Annotated in this window: 12 protein-coding genes; 6 read left to right on the top strand and 6 right to left on the bottom strand. The window is 50.0% G+C overall.

Annotated features, from left to right (window positions below; genetic code table 11):
- Window positions 1-197 precede the first annotated feature (197 nt).
- The 3 genes from L1F29_RS04240 to L1F29_RS04230 form a co-directional block, all read right to left on the bottom strand.
- Window positions 198-2,735 (bottom strand): Z1 domain-containing protein, encoded by a 2,538-nt coding sequence (locus L1F29_RS04240; protein WP_258387134.1) that lies wholly within the window; start codon window positions 2,733-2,735, stop codon window positions 198-200.
- Complete coding sequence (locus L1F29_RS04235) at window positions 2,672-3,760, bottom strand: vWA domain-containing protein (protein WP_258387133.1); 1,089 nt, start codon at window positions 3,758-3,760, stop codon at window positions 2,672-2,674. The genes L1F29_RS04240 and L1F29_RS04235 overlap by 64 nt, the downstream gene beginning before the upstream one ends.
- Window positions 3,761-3,996: 236 nt before the next feature.
- Window positions 3,997-4,947, bottom strand: a complete 951-nt coding sequence (locus L1F29_RS04230) for a helix-turn-helix transcriptional regulator (RefSeq protein ID WP_258387132.1) — start codon at window positions 4,945-4,947, stop codon at window positions 3,997-3,999.
- A gap of 232 nt (window positions 4,948-5,179) precedes the next feature.
- Here L1F29_RS04230 and L1F29_RS04225 point away from each other — a divergent pair, with 232 nt between their 5' ends.
- Window positions 5,180-5,368 (top strand): hypothetical protein, encoded by a 189-nt coding sequence (locus L1F29_RS04225; RefSeq protein ID WP_258387131.1) that lies wholly within the window; start codon window positions 5,180-5,182, stop codon window positions 5,366-5,368.
- A 230-nt stretch (window positions 5,369-5,598) separates the two neighbouring features.
- Here the strand turns inward: L1F29_RS04225 and L1F29_RS04220 are convergent, their stop codons facing one another.
- From L1F29_RS04220 to L1F29_RS04210, 3 genes are all read right to left on the bottom strand, one after another.
- Window positions 5,599-6,501 carry a DUF6612 family protein gene (locus tag L1F29_RS04220; protein WP_258387130.1) on the bottom strand — a complete coding sequence of 301 codons (903 nt, stop codon included), beginning with the start codon at window positions 6,499-6,501 and terminating at the stop codon, window positions 5,599-5,601.
- Between the two features lie 223 nt (window positions 6,502-6,724).
- Window positions 6,725-7,303 (bottom strand): TetR/AcrR family transcriptional regulator, encoded by a 579-nt coding sequence (locus L1F29_RS04215; protein ID WP_258387129.1) that lies wholly within the window; start codon window positions 7,301-7,303, stop codon window positions 6,725-6,727.
- A gap of 7 nt (window positions 7,304-7,310) precedes the next feature.
- The gene (locus tag L1F29_RS04210; RefSeq protein ID WP_258387128.1) at window positions 7,311-8,075 is read right to left on the bottom strand and encodes an alpha/beta fold hydrolase; all 765 of its coding nucleotides are present in this window, start codon (window positions 8,073-8,075) and stop codon (window positions 7,311-7,313) included.
- Window positions 8,076-8,254: 179 nt separating this feature from the next.
- Here L1F29_RS04210 and L1F29_RS04205 point away from each other — a divergent pair, with 179 nt between their 5' ends.
- The 5 genes from L1F29_RS04205 (at window position 8,255) to L1F29_RS04185 (ending at window position 15,091) form a co-directional block, all read left to right on the top strand.
- Window positions 8,255-10,075, top strand: a complete 1,821-nt coding sequence (locus tag L1F29_RS04205) for a sensor histidine kinase (protein WP_258387127.1) — start codon at window positions 8,255-8,257, stop codon at window positions 10,073-10,075.
- Window positions 10,053-11,657 carry a response regulator transcription factor gene (locus L1F29_RS04200; RefSeq protein ID WP_258387126.1) on the top strand — a complete coding sequence of 535 codons (1,605 nt, stop codon included), beginning with the start codon at window positions 10,053-10,055 and terminating at the stop codon, window positions 11,655-11,657. The genes L1F29_RS04205 and L1F29_RS04200 overlap by 23 nt, the downstream gene beginning before the upstream one ends.
- A gap of 126 nt (window positions 11,658-11,783) precedes the next feature.
- Window positions 11,784-13,283 (top strand): ABC transporter substrate-binding protein, encoded by a 1,500-nt coding sequence (locus tag L1F29_RS04195; RefSeq protein ID WP_258387125.1) that lies wholly within the window; start codon window positions 11,784-11,786, stop codon window positions 13,281-13,283.
- An 80-nt stretch (window positions 13,284-13,363) separates the two neighbouring features.
- Entirely contained in the window at window positions 13,364-14,245 is an 882-nt protein-coding gene (locus L1F29_RS04190; RefSeq protein WP_258387124.1) for a carbohydrate ABC transporter permease, read from the top strand.
- Window positions 14,246-14,263: 18 nt separating this feature from the next.
- On the top strand, window positions 14,264-15,091 hold the full coding sequence (locus tag L1F29_RS04185; protein ID WP_258387123.1) for a carbohydrate ABC transporter permease: 828 nt from the start codon (window positions 14,264-14,266) through the stop codon (window positions 15,089-15,091).
- The last annotated feature ends 267 nt before the right edge of the window (window positions 15,092-15,358 follow it).

The following is a 15,358-nucleotide window of genomic DNA, read 5'->3' as shown; positions in this document are numbered from 1 at the left end:
AGCAATTCAGCCTCTGCGACTATGCAGTCCAGTGTGTATAAAACGAAGGGCTTATCTCGTTCATTTATTCTACGGTGACAGGATTTCGAACTGATTGATTATACAACGCATATTTCATACAGAATGACCGGAAAAGCATGCTTGCTTTGTCCGGTCATCTTTGGTGTTATTTTCTACACATAGGTAGAGAGGGGGTATCAATCTCCATACAAATGATTTGCAAACACAACGGTTTGCATTTGCCGCGGCGCAACTAGAACGGGCCAGTAAAATGGATTTCCATTCCAGCCCCCGGCAGTACCATTTTGTTTTAGCAGAATAATTGCAGGGATATCAGCAGCAAGCTTTTTCGCAAGACCCTTCTCTTGATAAGAATCTGGTGAATTCTCTGTTCGCCCATCATTCTTCTGTCTGGCAATGTCACGATTGCGCCTTACAATCGTCCATACCTTCCCCTTCCTTTCATTGTCCTTAGTAAGATTCGCAAGATACTCCAAACTAGCAATAAATGCGGCTTTATTCCAAGAGTGTCCCTCTGCAAATGTGTCTGCTATTTTATTGATGATTGTGATCACATCAGTTGAATCCATCAAGAAGGCATCCGGCGTATTACTACTGTCACTGCAATATTTTGAAATCATCTGATCGATTGCAGCGACCGGCTTCTGAAGATGTGTTTTCGCCCGAATATTAAATCCAATCGGCAGAAGGCGAGAGGCTGGTTTCAAGGTCGTCGTATCCGCTAATAGAATCTTGTTTGGAGAACACGGAATAATTTGGCTTGATGCATCCTTCTGCACAAAGATAACGCCGTTGTCGTGATGACCTTTCTCGAATGCTTCCCTAAGTGCGGAATCAAACTCATGAATGCGCTGCATAACCGTATAGATATCCGGGGTTGTATAGAAACGCGTAACCGTCAAATCCTCCAGTGGTCTCGCTCCGTACATGCGGGAATGCTGAAGCACGGTGTCCTGTTGAAAGGTTTTCGGGCGTCTGCCATAGTAGAAACCAATGAGATTCCCAATCGTAATTCCACGGTCCAAGATCTGCCCACCGATAAAGATGTTCAGCGGGGTTCGCAGCTTCAGCTGTCCGGATTGATCCAATAACTCGTTAACATCTTTCTCTGAATTCACTTTCGTGATCATAATATAACCGCCATTTAGAGCATGCCGCGTTTCTTCCATGACCAATTCAAACGCTGGTATTGTCAAATCTGATCGTCGTATCGAGGCTTTCAAATTCTTATAGGCTTCTTCTATCAGTCGACGGAAAGTGTCCGTGTTTTCTCCAGCTTCATCGGTTAGCTTCTCTACAATCGTTTCAATGATACTCTCCTGCCATACATGCGCGGCTTTGCCTTGTTCCGTATGGATGATGAAGCTGAATTTTTTCGGCACGTTCCTATCATCACGGTCCTGAATGCGCCGGATGCACCCGCCTACTATGAAATTTACAATAGCGCTGCGAAGCGAGGCGATTTTGCGGCTAAATAAACTCTCCTCAATTTTAAACACTCTACGATCCGGCTTCTTTAAGACTGCAAGCTCTTCTTCCGGAACTTCTTCGAATAGATGATAGGGAACAGTACCTTCCACTTCGCTTTCCTGAAAGTAGTATTCCCCTCCAATATATTTATCATGGATAGGAACAAGCTCCGTGAAAGCCGGTTTGATCGGTTTGAACACAATCGAGTCAACGATCATGTCCTCCGGCTGCAGATATAAGGAATATGGAGTTGCCGTTACTTGAAGAAAGCTGCTATTAGGTGCCTGTTGGCGAAATTCATCAATTTTCCCAGCAATTTTCTTAATATCGAGACGATCTTCTTTTGTTTTGGCAAAACCAATGCTTGCAAAGTCAGCTTCGTCATCGATGATTAAAATTTTTTTATTCGCTAACTCCGGGTAATCTTCGAAGAAAGCCTTATGCAGTCTTATCATGTTCTTCATTTCTTTCTTCACGACAAATACGAGCTTCTGATTGATCTCATAACGAGTTAACGTCGGCATAACCATGATATCGAATATTTGAATAAGATCCCGTTCGTTCAGTTCGCCGAACTCGGATTTCAATCGTTCCAATGTCTGCTGAGCCAGAGCTTTAGTTCCCTTCGTCAATACGATTACCACATCATAATGATTATCGTAAGCTAATGACATGACGCCTAAGAATGTTCTTGTCTTGCCTGACTGAATTTTCCCAAGCAGCATGCCCGGGCGGTCCAACGTTGTTTGTGTATCCGATAGTTTCTGAACCGTACGCTCCATGCATTCCTGCATTTCCTTGGAGTACTTGTTCTGGGTATTCAGGTATGTAAAAAATGGCCCCTGAAGGTTCAAAGTCTGTATCACTGTGCCACATCCCTTTTCTATTAAATAAAGATCCATCCGATCGACAATAGTGAACGCACGTTTCTGACAACTAATTGTCACCTCACCTGCGTTACACTGGTCCCAGTAGATAACGAGAGGGGCAAGGACGGATGAAGAAGTACATCGTATACGATCTTGAATCCACTGTAAAGCAAAGACGCTCGGACAGTCCGAAATCATTGAAATCGGCGCGCTCGAGCTAATGGAACGGCGGTGTCGCCCTAACCGATCTGTTTTCCACACCCATGTGAAGCCTTCTCTCCGACCGCTGCTTATGCCGTATACAACTTCATTCACGGGTAACGCCTTTGCTTCTTCGCGCATCTCTTCCTTAATTCTGATCTGTTCTTCACGCATTTGCGGGCCGACTCCATCAGCTCCATGTGCTTCAGCACCTTCGCATCGCCCGGATGGCCTAGCAAAGCGCTGTCCGCCGTGAACGAAGCCGTTACTTCCCAGTAGTGAGAGCTTGCTGCTGCCCCGCTCGTTATATCGGCATACTCGCAATTCACGAGCAGCAATGCGTGCGTACCTGCCTTGCGCGGTTGAACGGCAAGCTCTATCAGGACTTGCTTGCTCTCGCCGGCGGCCATGTCCCCTAATCGTACGGTATGCTCACCCAATCGCTCCTCGCTTCGATAACCAAAAATCCCCGTAATCCGCACGGCATCGGAAGGATGCAGAGTGAGCGTTACATTCCGGGCAACGAGGCGGAGCAGCCCTTCCAGCTCTTGCTCGAGAATAGCCGGAATATCGTCAGGCTGACGAATGTAGTAGAAATTCCCTCCGCCGCTCTCGGCGACCGCTTCCATAAAACTCTCTTCCAAGCCGCTTCCTGCCCCTATCGTCGTAATGCCGATACCGGCAGCGTGATAGATCTGGGCGATCGCCGACAGCTCCTCGCGGTCGGTAATGCCGGCATTGGCATGCCCGTCGGACAGCAGAATGACGCGATTCACCGTGCTGTCCTTCAATCCTTTGCGCACATGCCTTACGCCTTCGATCAAGCCTCCGCTCAGATTGGTGCTTCGTCCCGCGTCGATGGCTTCGATCATCCTTTTCATTCCAGCCTTGTTCCTGGTCGTCCCGGGAGGGAATACCGTCACCGCCTCTTGGTCGAATGCGACCATGCTGAGTGAATCTCCATCCTCCATGAGATCCGTTATGAATTGGCAGGCCTGCTTGCTGTAAGCAAGCGGCTGCCCGGACATCGATTCGCTGCGGTCCAGCACCAGGGAGAGATTGAGCTGGGCGCGGGCTGAAGACAGTGCCGCTTTCCCTGCTGCCTCGATAAGGAGATAAACCTTCTCCGCACCTCCAATCGGCAAATAGGGACTGCTCCATGCATGGGCGGCTGAGACGGCTTTGTTCATTGGATTCATCACAAGTTCCTCCCCGTAGACATTCTTAATGGCTTGTCGGCGACACAGGATTTACGGTTCCTTCCCATAGATATACTTTAACGAAACCGGTAGACGTCTGATTGTCAGCGAATGTACGTTCGTGCACGAATGAGCAGAGGGCGAATCCCCGCATGAAAAAAAGCGTACCCGATACGTTATTCTTCGCATCGTGTACGCCCGTGCTTCAGTATAATGCCCGGATCCGGCTGCAGCCGCTACTGATACAGCTCCATCCATTGGCTTAGCTGCTGCTTTAAGCCCTCTCTTACCGACTTGGGCTCCAAAATTTCCGCGTTCGGCCCGTACCGGAGAATCCACTGAATGAACTCCTTCTCGTTGTTGACGGTGACCTCGAACAATAAGCTGCCGTCCTTCTGATCCTTCATCCGGGGATGCACGAACAGCTCCTCTTCCTTTATGTACCGTGCCGCTTCGGGACTGAAGCGCACCTTGAACGTCACATTCTTGTCGCCGCGGTCGATGGACCATGTGTTCTTCAAATATTGCTTAATATTGAATTCACCCTTGTCGAAGGACTCTCCGGTCATCGCCACCTGCAGGAACCGACTGATCCGGAACGTACGGATGGCTTGCGCCGAATGGCAGTAACCAATGAGATAGAACCGCTGATCGCGGGGCACAAGATAGTAGGGGTCGACTCTCCGCTGCGTCGTTTCATCCCTTGACTGCGTGTGATAGACCGTATCGATCGATTGCTGCTCCAGAATCGCCTGGATGATCGGCTGCAGGAAGTTTTCGCTTTCTTTGCGGTAGGCCGGCGTTCCCATCTGGATGATGTCCGCAATGTTCTCGATAATGCTGTTCTGCCTGGCTTTCTCCTTCAAGTGCGTCGCCATGACCTTATCGTAGGCCGTATCGAAGCCGGGCGGCAGCTTGTCCTTGTCCAGCACCGAGGGCAGCAGCGAGAAGACCAGCGCCTCCTGCTCGGAGAAGTTAAGCGGATAGAGAAAGAATTTGCCCATAAAGCGGTAGCCCGTCCCACGGCCTTCATTGGTTACCGGGGCGATCAGGCTCAGAATATCCAAATCCCGGTAGATCGTCCGCGTGGTCACATTGCACTTCAGCGCGAGGTCGGCGGCGGATATTCCCGGGTTGGATTGAATGGCGTTAATCATGTTGAAAATTCGGATCACTTTGTCGATCATGCTGATGCTCCTTAGTCATGTAGTTCTAATCGCCTATATCTACTTATTCGGCCGGCAGCAGGAAGTTCCTTCCTTAGCGGAGGACATATGTCTTTCCTAATAAACTAAAGCTCATTAACGGAATTTTCTACAAGTTAATTCTCATTCCCTCTTAAAATGTGAAATCAATCACATGATTTTATCACGTCATCGCTTACACTTAAGGCATGAACAAATGATGGGAGTGTGCATTATGGAATATAACCCTCGCACGTTTACCTTGAACTACCTGAAATACTGCTATACCTGTCAGGATGCACATCTATGTCTAAGCGATACCGAAAGCAAATGCATCGCTTGCTGGGAAGAGAAGAACATCCTTAAGAAGGAGGAGGCTGCCCCCGTTACAACGGAAGAGCTGCTTAGGAAATACGCGGAGTAAATCTCGGGAACGACCGTAAGAAAGCCACGGCATAATCGCGGCCAGAGCACAAAGAAGATCGTTAATCTCCTGACCAAGCAGGCAGGAGACTAACGATCTTCTTTTTCTTGCGCTAAATACCAATTCCTGCAGCGCTTTGGAATAATCAAATAAAACATAGCCCCCTAAAAAAGGGGGCTATGTCATCAATCCGGCCGAATCCAACGGCGGATCCGGTTTTTTAACCTTGTTTATTGAGCGGCGCTTGGAGCGTTGAGAGCTTCTTCCGGCACTTTGATCTCGGCGACCTCGTTGTGCTTGGAGAACGTGCTGGTCATCACCATATCAAGCGAGATGCTCTGGCCTTCCTGCTCCATATCCATCGTCATGCTCACATCGGATTTGGTAGGCAGATAGGTCTCTTTGTTTACGCCATACGTAATTTTGATGTTCTTGATGTTCATCGCATCCAGCATAGCCGCCACTTGCTCGTTGGCGCCGCCGGATTGGCTCATCAGCGATTTGGCCATCTCCTTCATGCTGTCTCCGGACAGGTCGGCCGACATCACGTATTCGCTGCCCTCTTCCGTAATTTTCATATCTTTGGCGATCGTCTTGAACTGCTCCAGCTGGGCTTCCGGCTTCATCGAGCCGGACAGGCTGGCCATCATTTGATCTTTCATTTCATTCGGCAGCTTCACCCAGCTTCCGTTCGTTCCCGAATAGATGCCATCTTCCGTGATGTACTGCGTGATAGTCTGGTTGCCCTGCTGATCCGGCATTTGCATCTGGATCTCTTGATAGATTGCCATTGGCTCCTTGATGATATCCGTCTTCATCTTCATGTCGATCTTCTGTTCCTGCTTCTGATCGCCCTGCGCCATCGTAATGTTCTGGTTAATCGCGGCATCCATCGAGAAGCTCTTAAGCGCTATGCTTGCATCTGTCGTTTTCGAAATGAGTTCATCTACCGTAGGGAGCGATCCCGTCTCTTTGTTCGCGTTAGCTGAGTTGCCGCCGGCTCCGGTCGTCTGCTCGGCGTTGCCGCCTTTGTTGCCGTTACCTGCGTTCGATTCGACCGGCTCCTTCGAACCGCAAGCGGTAAGACCCAGTGCCAGGATGGCTGCCAATAGTCCTGCTGTCAACTTCTTCAATTACTCGTCCTCCCAAGATTTGTATTCTTTCTTATATTAACCAAATTCTTGGGAGGGATGATAGGGAATATTATCCCGATTAAGTAGCTATTACGACCCAATCTATTCCAACTTAAGGCCTATTTGTCGAAAATAATCGCAACCGGCGTCCCTACCATCCGGCCGCTATACGCTGCTGCCTCCGGCATCCTGCCATGCGCCGGCTGCGCTTTATCGCATTTTCCTAACAAAAATCCCGAATCATTTGCTCCTTCACTGCCGCGACCGGATAATCCGGATAGATCGACAGCAGAAGCATCACGCCATGCAGTGCCGAGGAAAAGTACAAGGAGCGAAGCTTCTGATCCACAACCTGCATGCGCTCGAAGATGCCGCATTGAAGCTCATATTGCCTGGACATTTCCTGATTCAGCATTTGGCTGTACTTGGAAAGCACCGCGTCTTCCTCCGGATGCGTCTGAAGATGCAGGAAGAAGCGGTACGCCTTGGGATTCTGTACGATATACCCCAGCGCCCCTTCGATAATTTGCAGCAGCTGGTCTCTCGGCGAGTCAAGCGCGTAAGCCGCTTCCATCACGCCTACAATCTCGTCCACCCGGGCCCGAACGATCTCGGCCAGAAGGCCTTCTTTCCCTTGATAGTAATTGTACAGCAGTCCTTTGGATACGCCCGCTCTCCTGGCGATATCATCGATGGATGTGGCATGATACCCTCGTTCAAGGAAGCATTCCATGGCTGCGGTACCGATATTGTCCATGGCCAATTGGCGAATCCTTTCATTCTCTTCCCGGCTGCGCGGCATTTATGGTTCACTCCTCCCGATTCGAATCCAGAAAGCGTTGAATAATGGAGGCGAGCTTCGAGGCGTGCGTCATCGTGATCATATGATCCGCACCTTCCACCTTGTCAAATTGCACGGACGGCACGCGCTCGAATTCCTTGGCGACGCCCAGCATATCGCCCCATTCCACCGTTCCGTGAATAAAAAGCGTTGGCGCGGCCACTTGCTCCAGCCGCTCGATCGCCGGAGGCTGCGGCCATATGACCTCGAAGCTTCGCCATTCCGTAAAGACTCTTGTCATGTAATGACTATGCAGGTCAATCAGAAAGTCGCGGTGTTCGCTCGCCATTACGGTTCGGTAATTGGGGCCTTCCAACGAAAACTCTACCATTTTACCGATATCTGGAGCAAGCGCATTTACAGCCCCCATCCACTCGAGAAACGCCTGCGAATACGGATACCCGGTCAGGGAAGGCGCAATAACGATCAATCGCTCGACCATGTCCGGATGGGCAAGCGCGAAATTCAGGGCCAGCTCCCCGCCCATGGAGTGGCCGATAAGTGTAACCCGGTTCAGCTGCAAGTGCTGGAGCAGCCCGAGCAGATCCGAGACGGGATCCATCGGCTCCTGCGGTGCGGGAGATTCCCCCATCCCCCTGCCGTCATAGGTGACGACTTGATTGGACTTCGCGAGCAGCGGCGCAAGCCCCTTCCATTCCCTGGAGTCGACGCCGGGACTGTGAATCATGACGACTGCCGGCCCACTTCCCTGAGTACCGTAGTATAAGTCCATATCACAAGCTCCTCTCAACAAAATTTGGAATTTCTTGACTCTATTTTATTTAAAACTGAACATTCAGTCAATGGAAAAACGAACGGCCGGCAGAGGGGGTTGCCATAAATGGCTTGTTCTTGCATGGATTGGTTCTATGTTATGATGTTGAAAATAATCGCATTGGATGGATGATATCGGTGAAAACTTTCATTACCTTCAAACAGAAGCTCATTATGACGTATATGATCTTTATCGTGCTGCCGCTATCCACTCTCGGCTTTGGAGCCTATCATTTATACAGCCAGGCCATGGAGAAGAAAGTAAGCGATTTCGCCGAACAGGTGGCGGTCAGCACGGCTTCCAGCATTGAAATGTATATTCACGAGCTGGAAAGATTCACCCTCATGCCCTATCACAACCAAGAGCTGCTGGATATGCTGACGATCATGCAGCCCTCCAATTCCTTGTCTGAGATGGACATGAAAGAGATCATCGAGAAAAATTTCAGCTTCTGGCAGTCCCAGCGGGACAGCGTGGAGGAGATCTATTATTTCGGCGTACCGGGCACAGGAATGAAGCGGATCTATAGTCAAGGTTATCTCCCGCCCGATTTCACCGTGGATATGATGCCATGGTACGAAACGTTCAGCCAATCCGGCAGCAACACCGTTTTCCTCAGTCTTCATAAGCCGATCGTCAATTATTACAACGATATCCATGACGAGCAGAAAGTCTTCTCCTTGGTACGCAAAATATACAAATCGACGACGATGCTGGAGTACGCCGGTTATTTCGAGGTTGATTTCAAGCTTGACGATATCCAAAAAATGATGGATCTGGTCAACCGCGACAAGAACAGCTCCTACTTCATCATGGACAGCGCCAAGCAGGTCGTCTATGCCAATCATTCCGTAGATGAACAGCTCCTGGCCAATCTCCCCGCCATACCCGCCGACAAGCAGGGGCAGCAAATGATGAACATCGGGAAGCAAAAGAATATCGTGGTCTACAGCAAAGTCGGCGGATACGGCTGGACGGTTGTCGGGTACGTGCCCGTGGATCAAATCGTGTCCGGCATCGTCAGCGTGCGCAATTCCATGATCCTGCTCGGAATCATTTGCATTATTTGCGCCATTCTTATTTCTACCGGGATCTCCTATCAGATCACCAAGCCGATCTACCGCCTCATCGCGCTTATCAAACGGGTGGAAACGGAAGATTTTCAAATCGAATATGTCAACCCGCCGCGCAATGAGATCGGTCATTTGATCAGGAGCGTTATTCAAATGAGCCGGAAACTGGATGAGACGATCCGCAATCTTTACCAGGCCGAAATTGTCCGCAAGGAGAGCGAGCTGCAGGCATTAAAGTCGCAAATCAATCCTCATTTTCTATTTAATACGCTCGAAATGATCAAGATGAAGGCGGAAATCGATGAAGCCGACTCGACCGTCGACATGATTACCGCTTTAGGCAAGCTGGTGAAATCTTCTGTTTTTCAAGGCAATGGCTTCATTACCTTTCGCGAGGAAACGGAGTATTTAACCAATTATTTCTATATTCAAGAAAGCCGCTATGCTACACGGTTTGAAATGACCGTTGACGTCGAGGATGAAATTCTGGATTGGTATTTGCCCAAAATCCTGATTCAGCCGCTTATCGAAAACGCCTTCTATCATGGTCTGGAAATGAAACAGGGGAAAGGCAAACTGAGCGTTACGATTTGGAGAGAGTCGGATTATGTAAAGGTTCAGGTTGCCGACGATGGCCTCGGTATGTCCCCGGAACGCCTGCAGCAGCTGATGCTGCAATTCCAGAACAGCACGTCCTATGCGTCGAGATCCAAGAAAAGCATTGGGCTGGCCAATGTATATGCCCGCATGCAATTGTATTTCGGCGGCCCCTATACGATGAATATCAACAGCGAGCAAGGGCTGGGAACACAGATTACTCTGATCCTGCCCATCATCCGCAGCGAAAGTGAGGTCAACATCTATGTATCGCGTCATAATCGTTGATGACGAAGCCGTCATCCGCCAAGGCATCAAGAAAATCCTGCAGCGTTTTGCCCCCGAATGGGAGGTTGTCGGCGAAGCCGAGGACGGCATCTCCGGCCTGCAGCAGATCCTGCGTCTGCAGCCGGATCTGGCGATTCTGGATATCCGCATGCCGGGGCTCACCGGCATTGAATGCTGTGAGCAAATTGCGGATCAAGCCCCGCGTATCCATCGCATCATCCTGACCGCCTATCAGGATTTTCAGCTTGCCAAGCAGGCTATACATTATGGCGTGCTGGAGTTTATCACCAAGCCGCTGGACCGCGAGGAGCTGCTGCGGACGCTGCGCAAAGTGGAGACTTTGGTTGACGGAGAGCGCCGGGAGCAGGCCCAGCTGAGCTCTCTTCGGCATACCGTCCGCCAAGCGGCTCCTCTGGCTCAACAGCTGTATTATCATCAGTTTTTATTCGGGCATTATTCTAATGATCTGGAACAGTTTCTTATCGATACCGGATATTCCGTCCCCTTCAAGCAGGATAACGCTCTGGTCGTCCTGCTGGCCGTGAGTCCGGATTGGATCGAGAAGGATACCTTCAGCCCATTCGACGTCGAGCTGTTCATGTATGCTCTTGCCAAGTTCGTCCAGGAATGGTGTGACGACCAGCCGCATGCCTTTATTTTGCAGGACCATGCCGGTCAATTGATTGTCATTCTCCAATACCCCGCCGATTCGGCGGAACCTGCCGGACAGCTGGCGGCGCAGCTGGCAAGCGGGCTTAATAAGGGCATTCGCCATTATTTCAAACGGACGGTCACCATCGGGATCAGCAGCGTCCATTCTTTTGCCGATACCCCGAAAGCTTACCAGGAAGCCTCTCTGGCCGTCACTTACCGCATTGTTTATGGCGGGGATCAGGTTCTGTCGCATCATGACCTTCATGCCCAGCGGAATATACCTGTGCATTTGCTTGAGCAAATGGAGGCCTCTTTGGAGCAACTGATGCAGGGCAATGAACAAACCGCTTACGAGGTGTTGGATGAAGTCACTTCTTCCGGGCGCATAGGCCCCGTCGACCTGAAACGGATTATCGTCCACTACATGCTGCGGCTTGCGGTACAAATCAAGCAAATGGATCAGGATATCCATCAAATAAGCGGCAAATCCTTGCAAGCGTGGTTATCCGAGCTGGAATCCACAATAACCCGCGACTCCTTAATGGAGAAGATCAAAACGATGATCCATGAGCTATGCCGGATCATTGTTCAGGAACGCAATCATCTGGATCTCAAGCTTGTGGAGAAAGCGAAGCAGCATGTGAGGGATTATCTGTCCGAAGGGGTCAGCCTTCAATCCGTTGCGGATTATCTCGGGATGAATGCCAGCTATTTCAGCCGATGGTTCAAGTATTCGACAAATGGAAATTTCGTCGATTTTCTTAAAGAATGCCGGATCGAGAAAGCAAAAGAACTGATTCAGCAGGGCAAGCATACGCTTCAGGAAATCAGCACGCTGATCGGTTATGCCGATGTGAAGCATTTTTACCGCGTCTTCAAGGAACGTACCGGCTATTCGCCGTCAGAATATAAGAAGCATTGCATGTAAGGGTAAAGAAATCCATCCCAAAGTAAAGTTTACACCTCTACATGTCCCGTGCCCGGTCCTTTAACATGGAATATAAGAAAGATGAATGCGCTTTCTGAACTTACATCAAGGGGGATTCCAATGAATATGAACAAGAAAGCAAAGATGCTGCCGGCTATGATGCTCACGCTTGCTTTGGTTTTGGGCGGCTGCGGCGGCAATGCAGCCAAGAACAGCCCGTCCGATACGCCTTCTGCGGCGTCGGGTAACCAGGAGACAAGCGCGGCCGGATGGACAGGCACCATTACGATGTATGCTCAAGTCTACACGCCCAACTCCAAGAACATTACAGGCTTGAAAGATCAGCAAATGCTGCAAACGGTAGCTGACGAGTATGAGAAGACTCACCCCGGAATCAAAATTGAATTTGTCGATGAGGAGTATAAAGATTACACGCAGACGATCCGCGTCAAAGCGGCGGCCGGCGAATTATTCGATGTGTTCTGGGGACAATGGGAAGAATTGAATAACACCTTCCCTAAAGGCATTGCAGAGGATTTGACGGAATACTTGAACAAGCCCAATCCGTATATTGCCGATAAACCGGCCTGGAAGGATGCCATGAACGAAACGGTCGTGAATGAGACCGTCTCTCCGGATGGCAAGATCTATAACATCAATGGCGACTATGTGGCGACCGCCTTCTTCTATAACAAAGACCTCTTCGAACAAGCCGGCATTACCGAAGCGCCGAAGAGCTGGGCGGAGCTGATTGATACCAGCAAGAAATTGCAGGCGGCCGGCATTGTTCCGATGTCGCAGGCTCCGGACTACGGCTGGTTCCAACGCCATTTCCTGAGCGACTTCTTCTCCAAGGAATTTGAAACGATCTCCGGTTACGACAAGAAACCGGGTATTTCCTCCCTGGATCAATCCGTCGCGATTTCGAAAGGCCTCCTGAGCACCAAGGACGAGCGATTCATGGGATGGTGGCCGATGTTCAAGGAGCTGACCGATACGTGGAAGAAAGATTATTTGACCGCTGACCCCGGTGTTGCCGCCAACAGCGCAAGAAACGACTTCTTGGCCGGGAAGACCGCCATTATGTATGATGGCAGCTGGCTGCCTGAAAACGCCAAGGACGCCAATATCAACTTTGAATTAGCTTCCTTCAACTTCCCTGTATTGACCGCTGCCGATACGGCGCACACGACAGGTCACGATACTTCCGGGGCCGTAGGCGGTCCGAATGCGGCGTTCCAGTTTGCCATTGCAACCGAGCAAGCCAATGCAAGCATGAAGGAAGAAGGCAAGAAAGAAGCGGTGCTCGACTGGCTGCAATTCCTCGGAACGCCGGCGAATGTAGAGAAAGTCGTCAATGAGCACGGCACATTCGTTCCGACCTGGCCGGGCACGAAGCCGAACGAGAGCATGGCCGATCTGGCCAGCCAAGCCTCCAAAGAGCTCAAAGCGATCGGTGTCGGCGGGTCCTCGCCAAACCTGAGCAAAAATCTGCAGCGGATCTTCGGCTTGTATCTGAGCGGCAATATGGATTTCGATAAAGCGCAACAATCCGTACAGAAGGAACTCGATACCGCGATCAAAGAATACGAAACCAAAAACAATACGGATTACAGTCAGTACTAAGCTTATAGGGAGAAGGGAGCTTGCATGACAAACGCATCGCTCCCTTTTTTCTATTCTCTCAAGAAAGGACGGCTTCCCTGATGAAAATAATAGATAAGTTCAAGGGTTCTCTGACCGGATACGCCTTTATTTTACCTACCTTCATCTTCCTCATCTGGTTTATGTACTTCCCGGTTTATCAGGCTTTGAGCGGCGCTTTCACGAACTGGGACGGCTTTAATCCCCCTCAGTTTATCGGACTGGACAACTTTGAGCGGATGCTGACCGACGAGGTGCTGAGCCAATCCACCGTCAATGCGTTAATTTGGATTGTATTCTCGATCGCTTTGGCCGTTATACCGCCATTTCTCGTTGCGGAGCTTATTTTCCACGTCAAAAATCTCCGGGCCCAATATATCTATCGCACCTTATTCGTCGTGCCCATTGTCATCCCCGGCATTGTAACCGTCCTTCTCTGGCGTTTCCTGTACGAGGGTGACGGCGCCATTAACCGAATTTTGGAAATGATAGGTCTGGGATCCTTGCAGCAGCTATGGCTCGGAGATCCTAATATCGCGCTCTATTCCATCATTCTGATGGGCTTTCCGTGGATCAGCGCATTTAACATGCTTATTTTCTACTCCGGCTTGCAGGGAATCCCTCAGGAAGTGATCGAAGCGGCGAAGCTCGAAGGGGCTACCGGGTGGAAACGGGTGTTCAAGCTGGATATTCCGCTCTCCTTCCCGCAATTCAGGCTAATCGTGATTCTATCCCTGATCGGAAGCCTGCAGAATATTATTCCGCCGTTGATTATGACCAACGGGGGGCCGGGATATTCCACCTATGTGCCGATTCTCCATATGTACAATGTTTCCACAGTAAACGGCGAATTCGGTTACGGCATGGCTATTGCCCTCGTTATGTTCATCATTATTTTGCTGTTTACAATCCTTAATATGAAATTGATCAAATCCGAATCCTAACCAAAGGAGGACTACTCTTTGAAAAGCATCCGGCTGCCATCCGTTGGACAATGGATCTTAATTATTCTGATCTTCTTCTCCTTTCTGCCGATTTATTTCATTCTAGCCAATTCAATCAAAACGCCGCTTGATTTCGCAGCCAGCGATCTGAATATTCCGCAGCATTTCGAATGGAGCAACTATGCGGCAGCATGGGAAAGAATAAACACGCCGATCCTGAATTCGGTTTTCATTATTGTCATCAGCGTGTTCTTTATCGTTATCTTTTCTTCGATGAGCGCCTATGCGTTCGCCAAGCTTCCCTTTCCGCTGAAAAATATATTATTCATGCTGATCTTCTGTCTGCTGCTGATTCCGGGCTTCCTGACCTTGATTCCGCTTTATCTGCAGATCAAGAAGCTGGGGCTCTCGGACAGCTACTGGGCGCTGATTCTGCCCTATATCGCGGGCGGCCAGGCCTTCACCATCTTCGTGTTAAAAACCTTCTTCGACCAGCTGCCCAATGAGCTGTTCGAGGCAGCGCGGATAGACGGCGCCGGAAACGCCAGAATTTTTACCGCTATCGTGCTTCCCTTATCCGTTCCGATCTGCACCACGGTCGCAATTATCAATATCATCAACCTGTGGAACGACTATCTGCTGCCTTCGCTCCTGTTGGACCGGGCGCATCAGACCTTGACCGTCGCTCTGGTCGCCTTCGAAGCTTCCGCCGGCAACAATGGCCTTAGCGACTACGGCGGGATGATGGCGGCTTATGCTCTCGCCTCCGTGCCGCTCTTGATCCTGTTCTCCGTCCTCATGCGCAATTTCGTCGAGGGCATTGCCAGCGGTTCGATTAAGATGTAAACACAACAACACATGCCAGCATCGCCCATTGCAAATCAAGGACGTGAAATCATTCGCGTCCTTGATTTTTCACTGTGTCATCGTCACATTTGACGCCCCGGCTCCGCTATCAATAACAAAGGCTGACGGAACCACCACCGTCAGCCTTCCTAAGTTGTCTTGCAAGAACGCGAGTTTTTAAATGCTGAGCTCTAGACCATTTTGCAGTCTCCATACAAGGCCTAGACTCGGCCTATGTCCCGAAAATACAAGGCCATCGGCTTCCCT

It is taken from the genome of Paenibacillus spongiae (genome assembly GCF_024734895.1).
Lineage (GTDB): Bacteria > Bacillota > Bacilli > Paenibacillales > Paenibacillaceae > Paenibacillus_Z > Paenibacillus_Z spongiae.
This window is presented reverse-complemented; position numbering and strand designations above follow the sequence as displayed.

What these genes read in the sequence shown, in the direction of transcription:
- L1F29_RS04240 (WP_258387134.1), bottom strand. Translation starts at nt 2,735, where the DNA reads ATGCGTGAAGAACAGATCAGAATTAAGGAAGAGATGCGCGAAGAAGCA.
- L1F29_RS04235 (WP_258387133.1), bottom strand. Translation starts at nt 3,760, where the DNA reads ATGAATCCAATGAACAAAGCCGTCTCAGCCGCCCATGCATGGAGCAGT.
- L1F29_RS04230 (WP_258387132.1), bottom strand. Translation starts at nt 4,947, where the DNA reads ATGATCGACAAAGTGATCCGAATTTTCAACATGATTAACGCCATTCAA.
- L1F29_RS04225 (WP_258387131.1), top strand. Translation starts at nt 5,180, where the DNA reads ATGGAATATAACCCTCGCACGTTTACCTTGAACTACCTGAAATACTGC.
- L1F29_RS04215 (WP_258387129.1), bottom strand. Translation starts at nt 7,303, where the DNA reads ATGCCGCGCAGCCGGGAAGAGAATGAAAGGATTCGCCAATTGGCCATG.
- L1F29_RS04210 (WP_258387128.1), bottom strand. Translation starts at nt 8,075, where the DNA reads ATGGACTTATACTACGGTACTCAGGGAAGTGGGCCGGCAGTCGTCATG.
- L1F29_RS04200 (WP_258387126.1), top strand. Translation starts at nt 10,053, where the DNA reads ATGTATCGCGTCATAATCGTTGATGACGAAGCCGTCATCCGCCAAGGC.
- L1F29_RS04195 (WP_258387125.1), top strand. Translation starts at nt 11,784, where the DNA reads ATGAACAAGAAAGCAAAGATGCTGCCGGCTATGATGCTCACGCTTGCT.
- L1F29_RS04190 (WP_258387124.1), top strand. Translation starts at nt 13,364, where the DNA reads ATGAAAATAATAGATAAGTTCAAGGGTTCTCTGACCGGATACGCCTTT.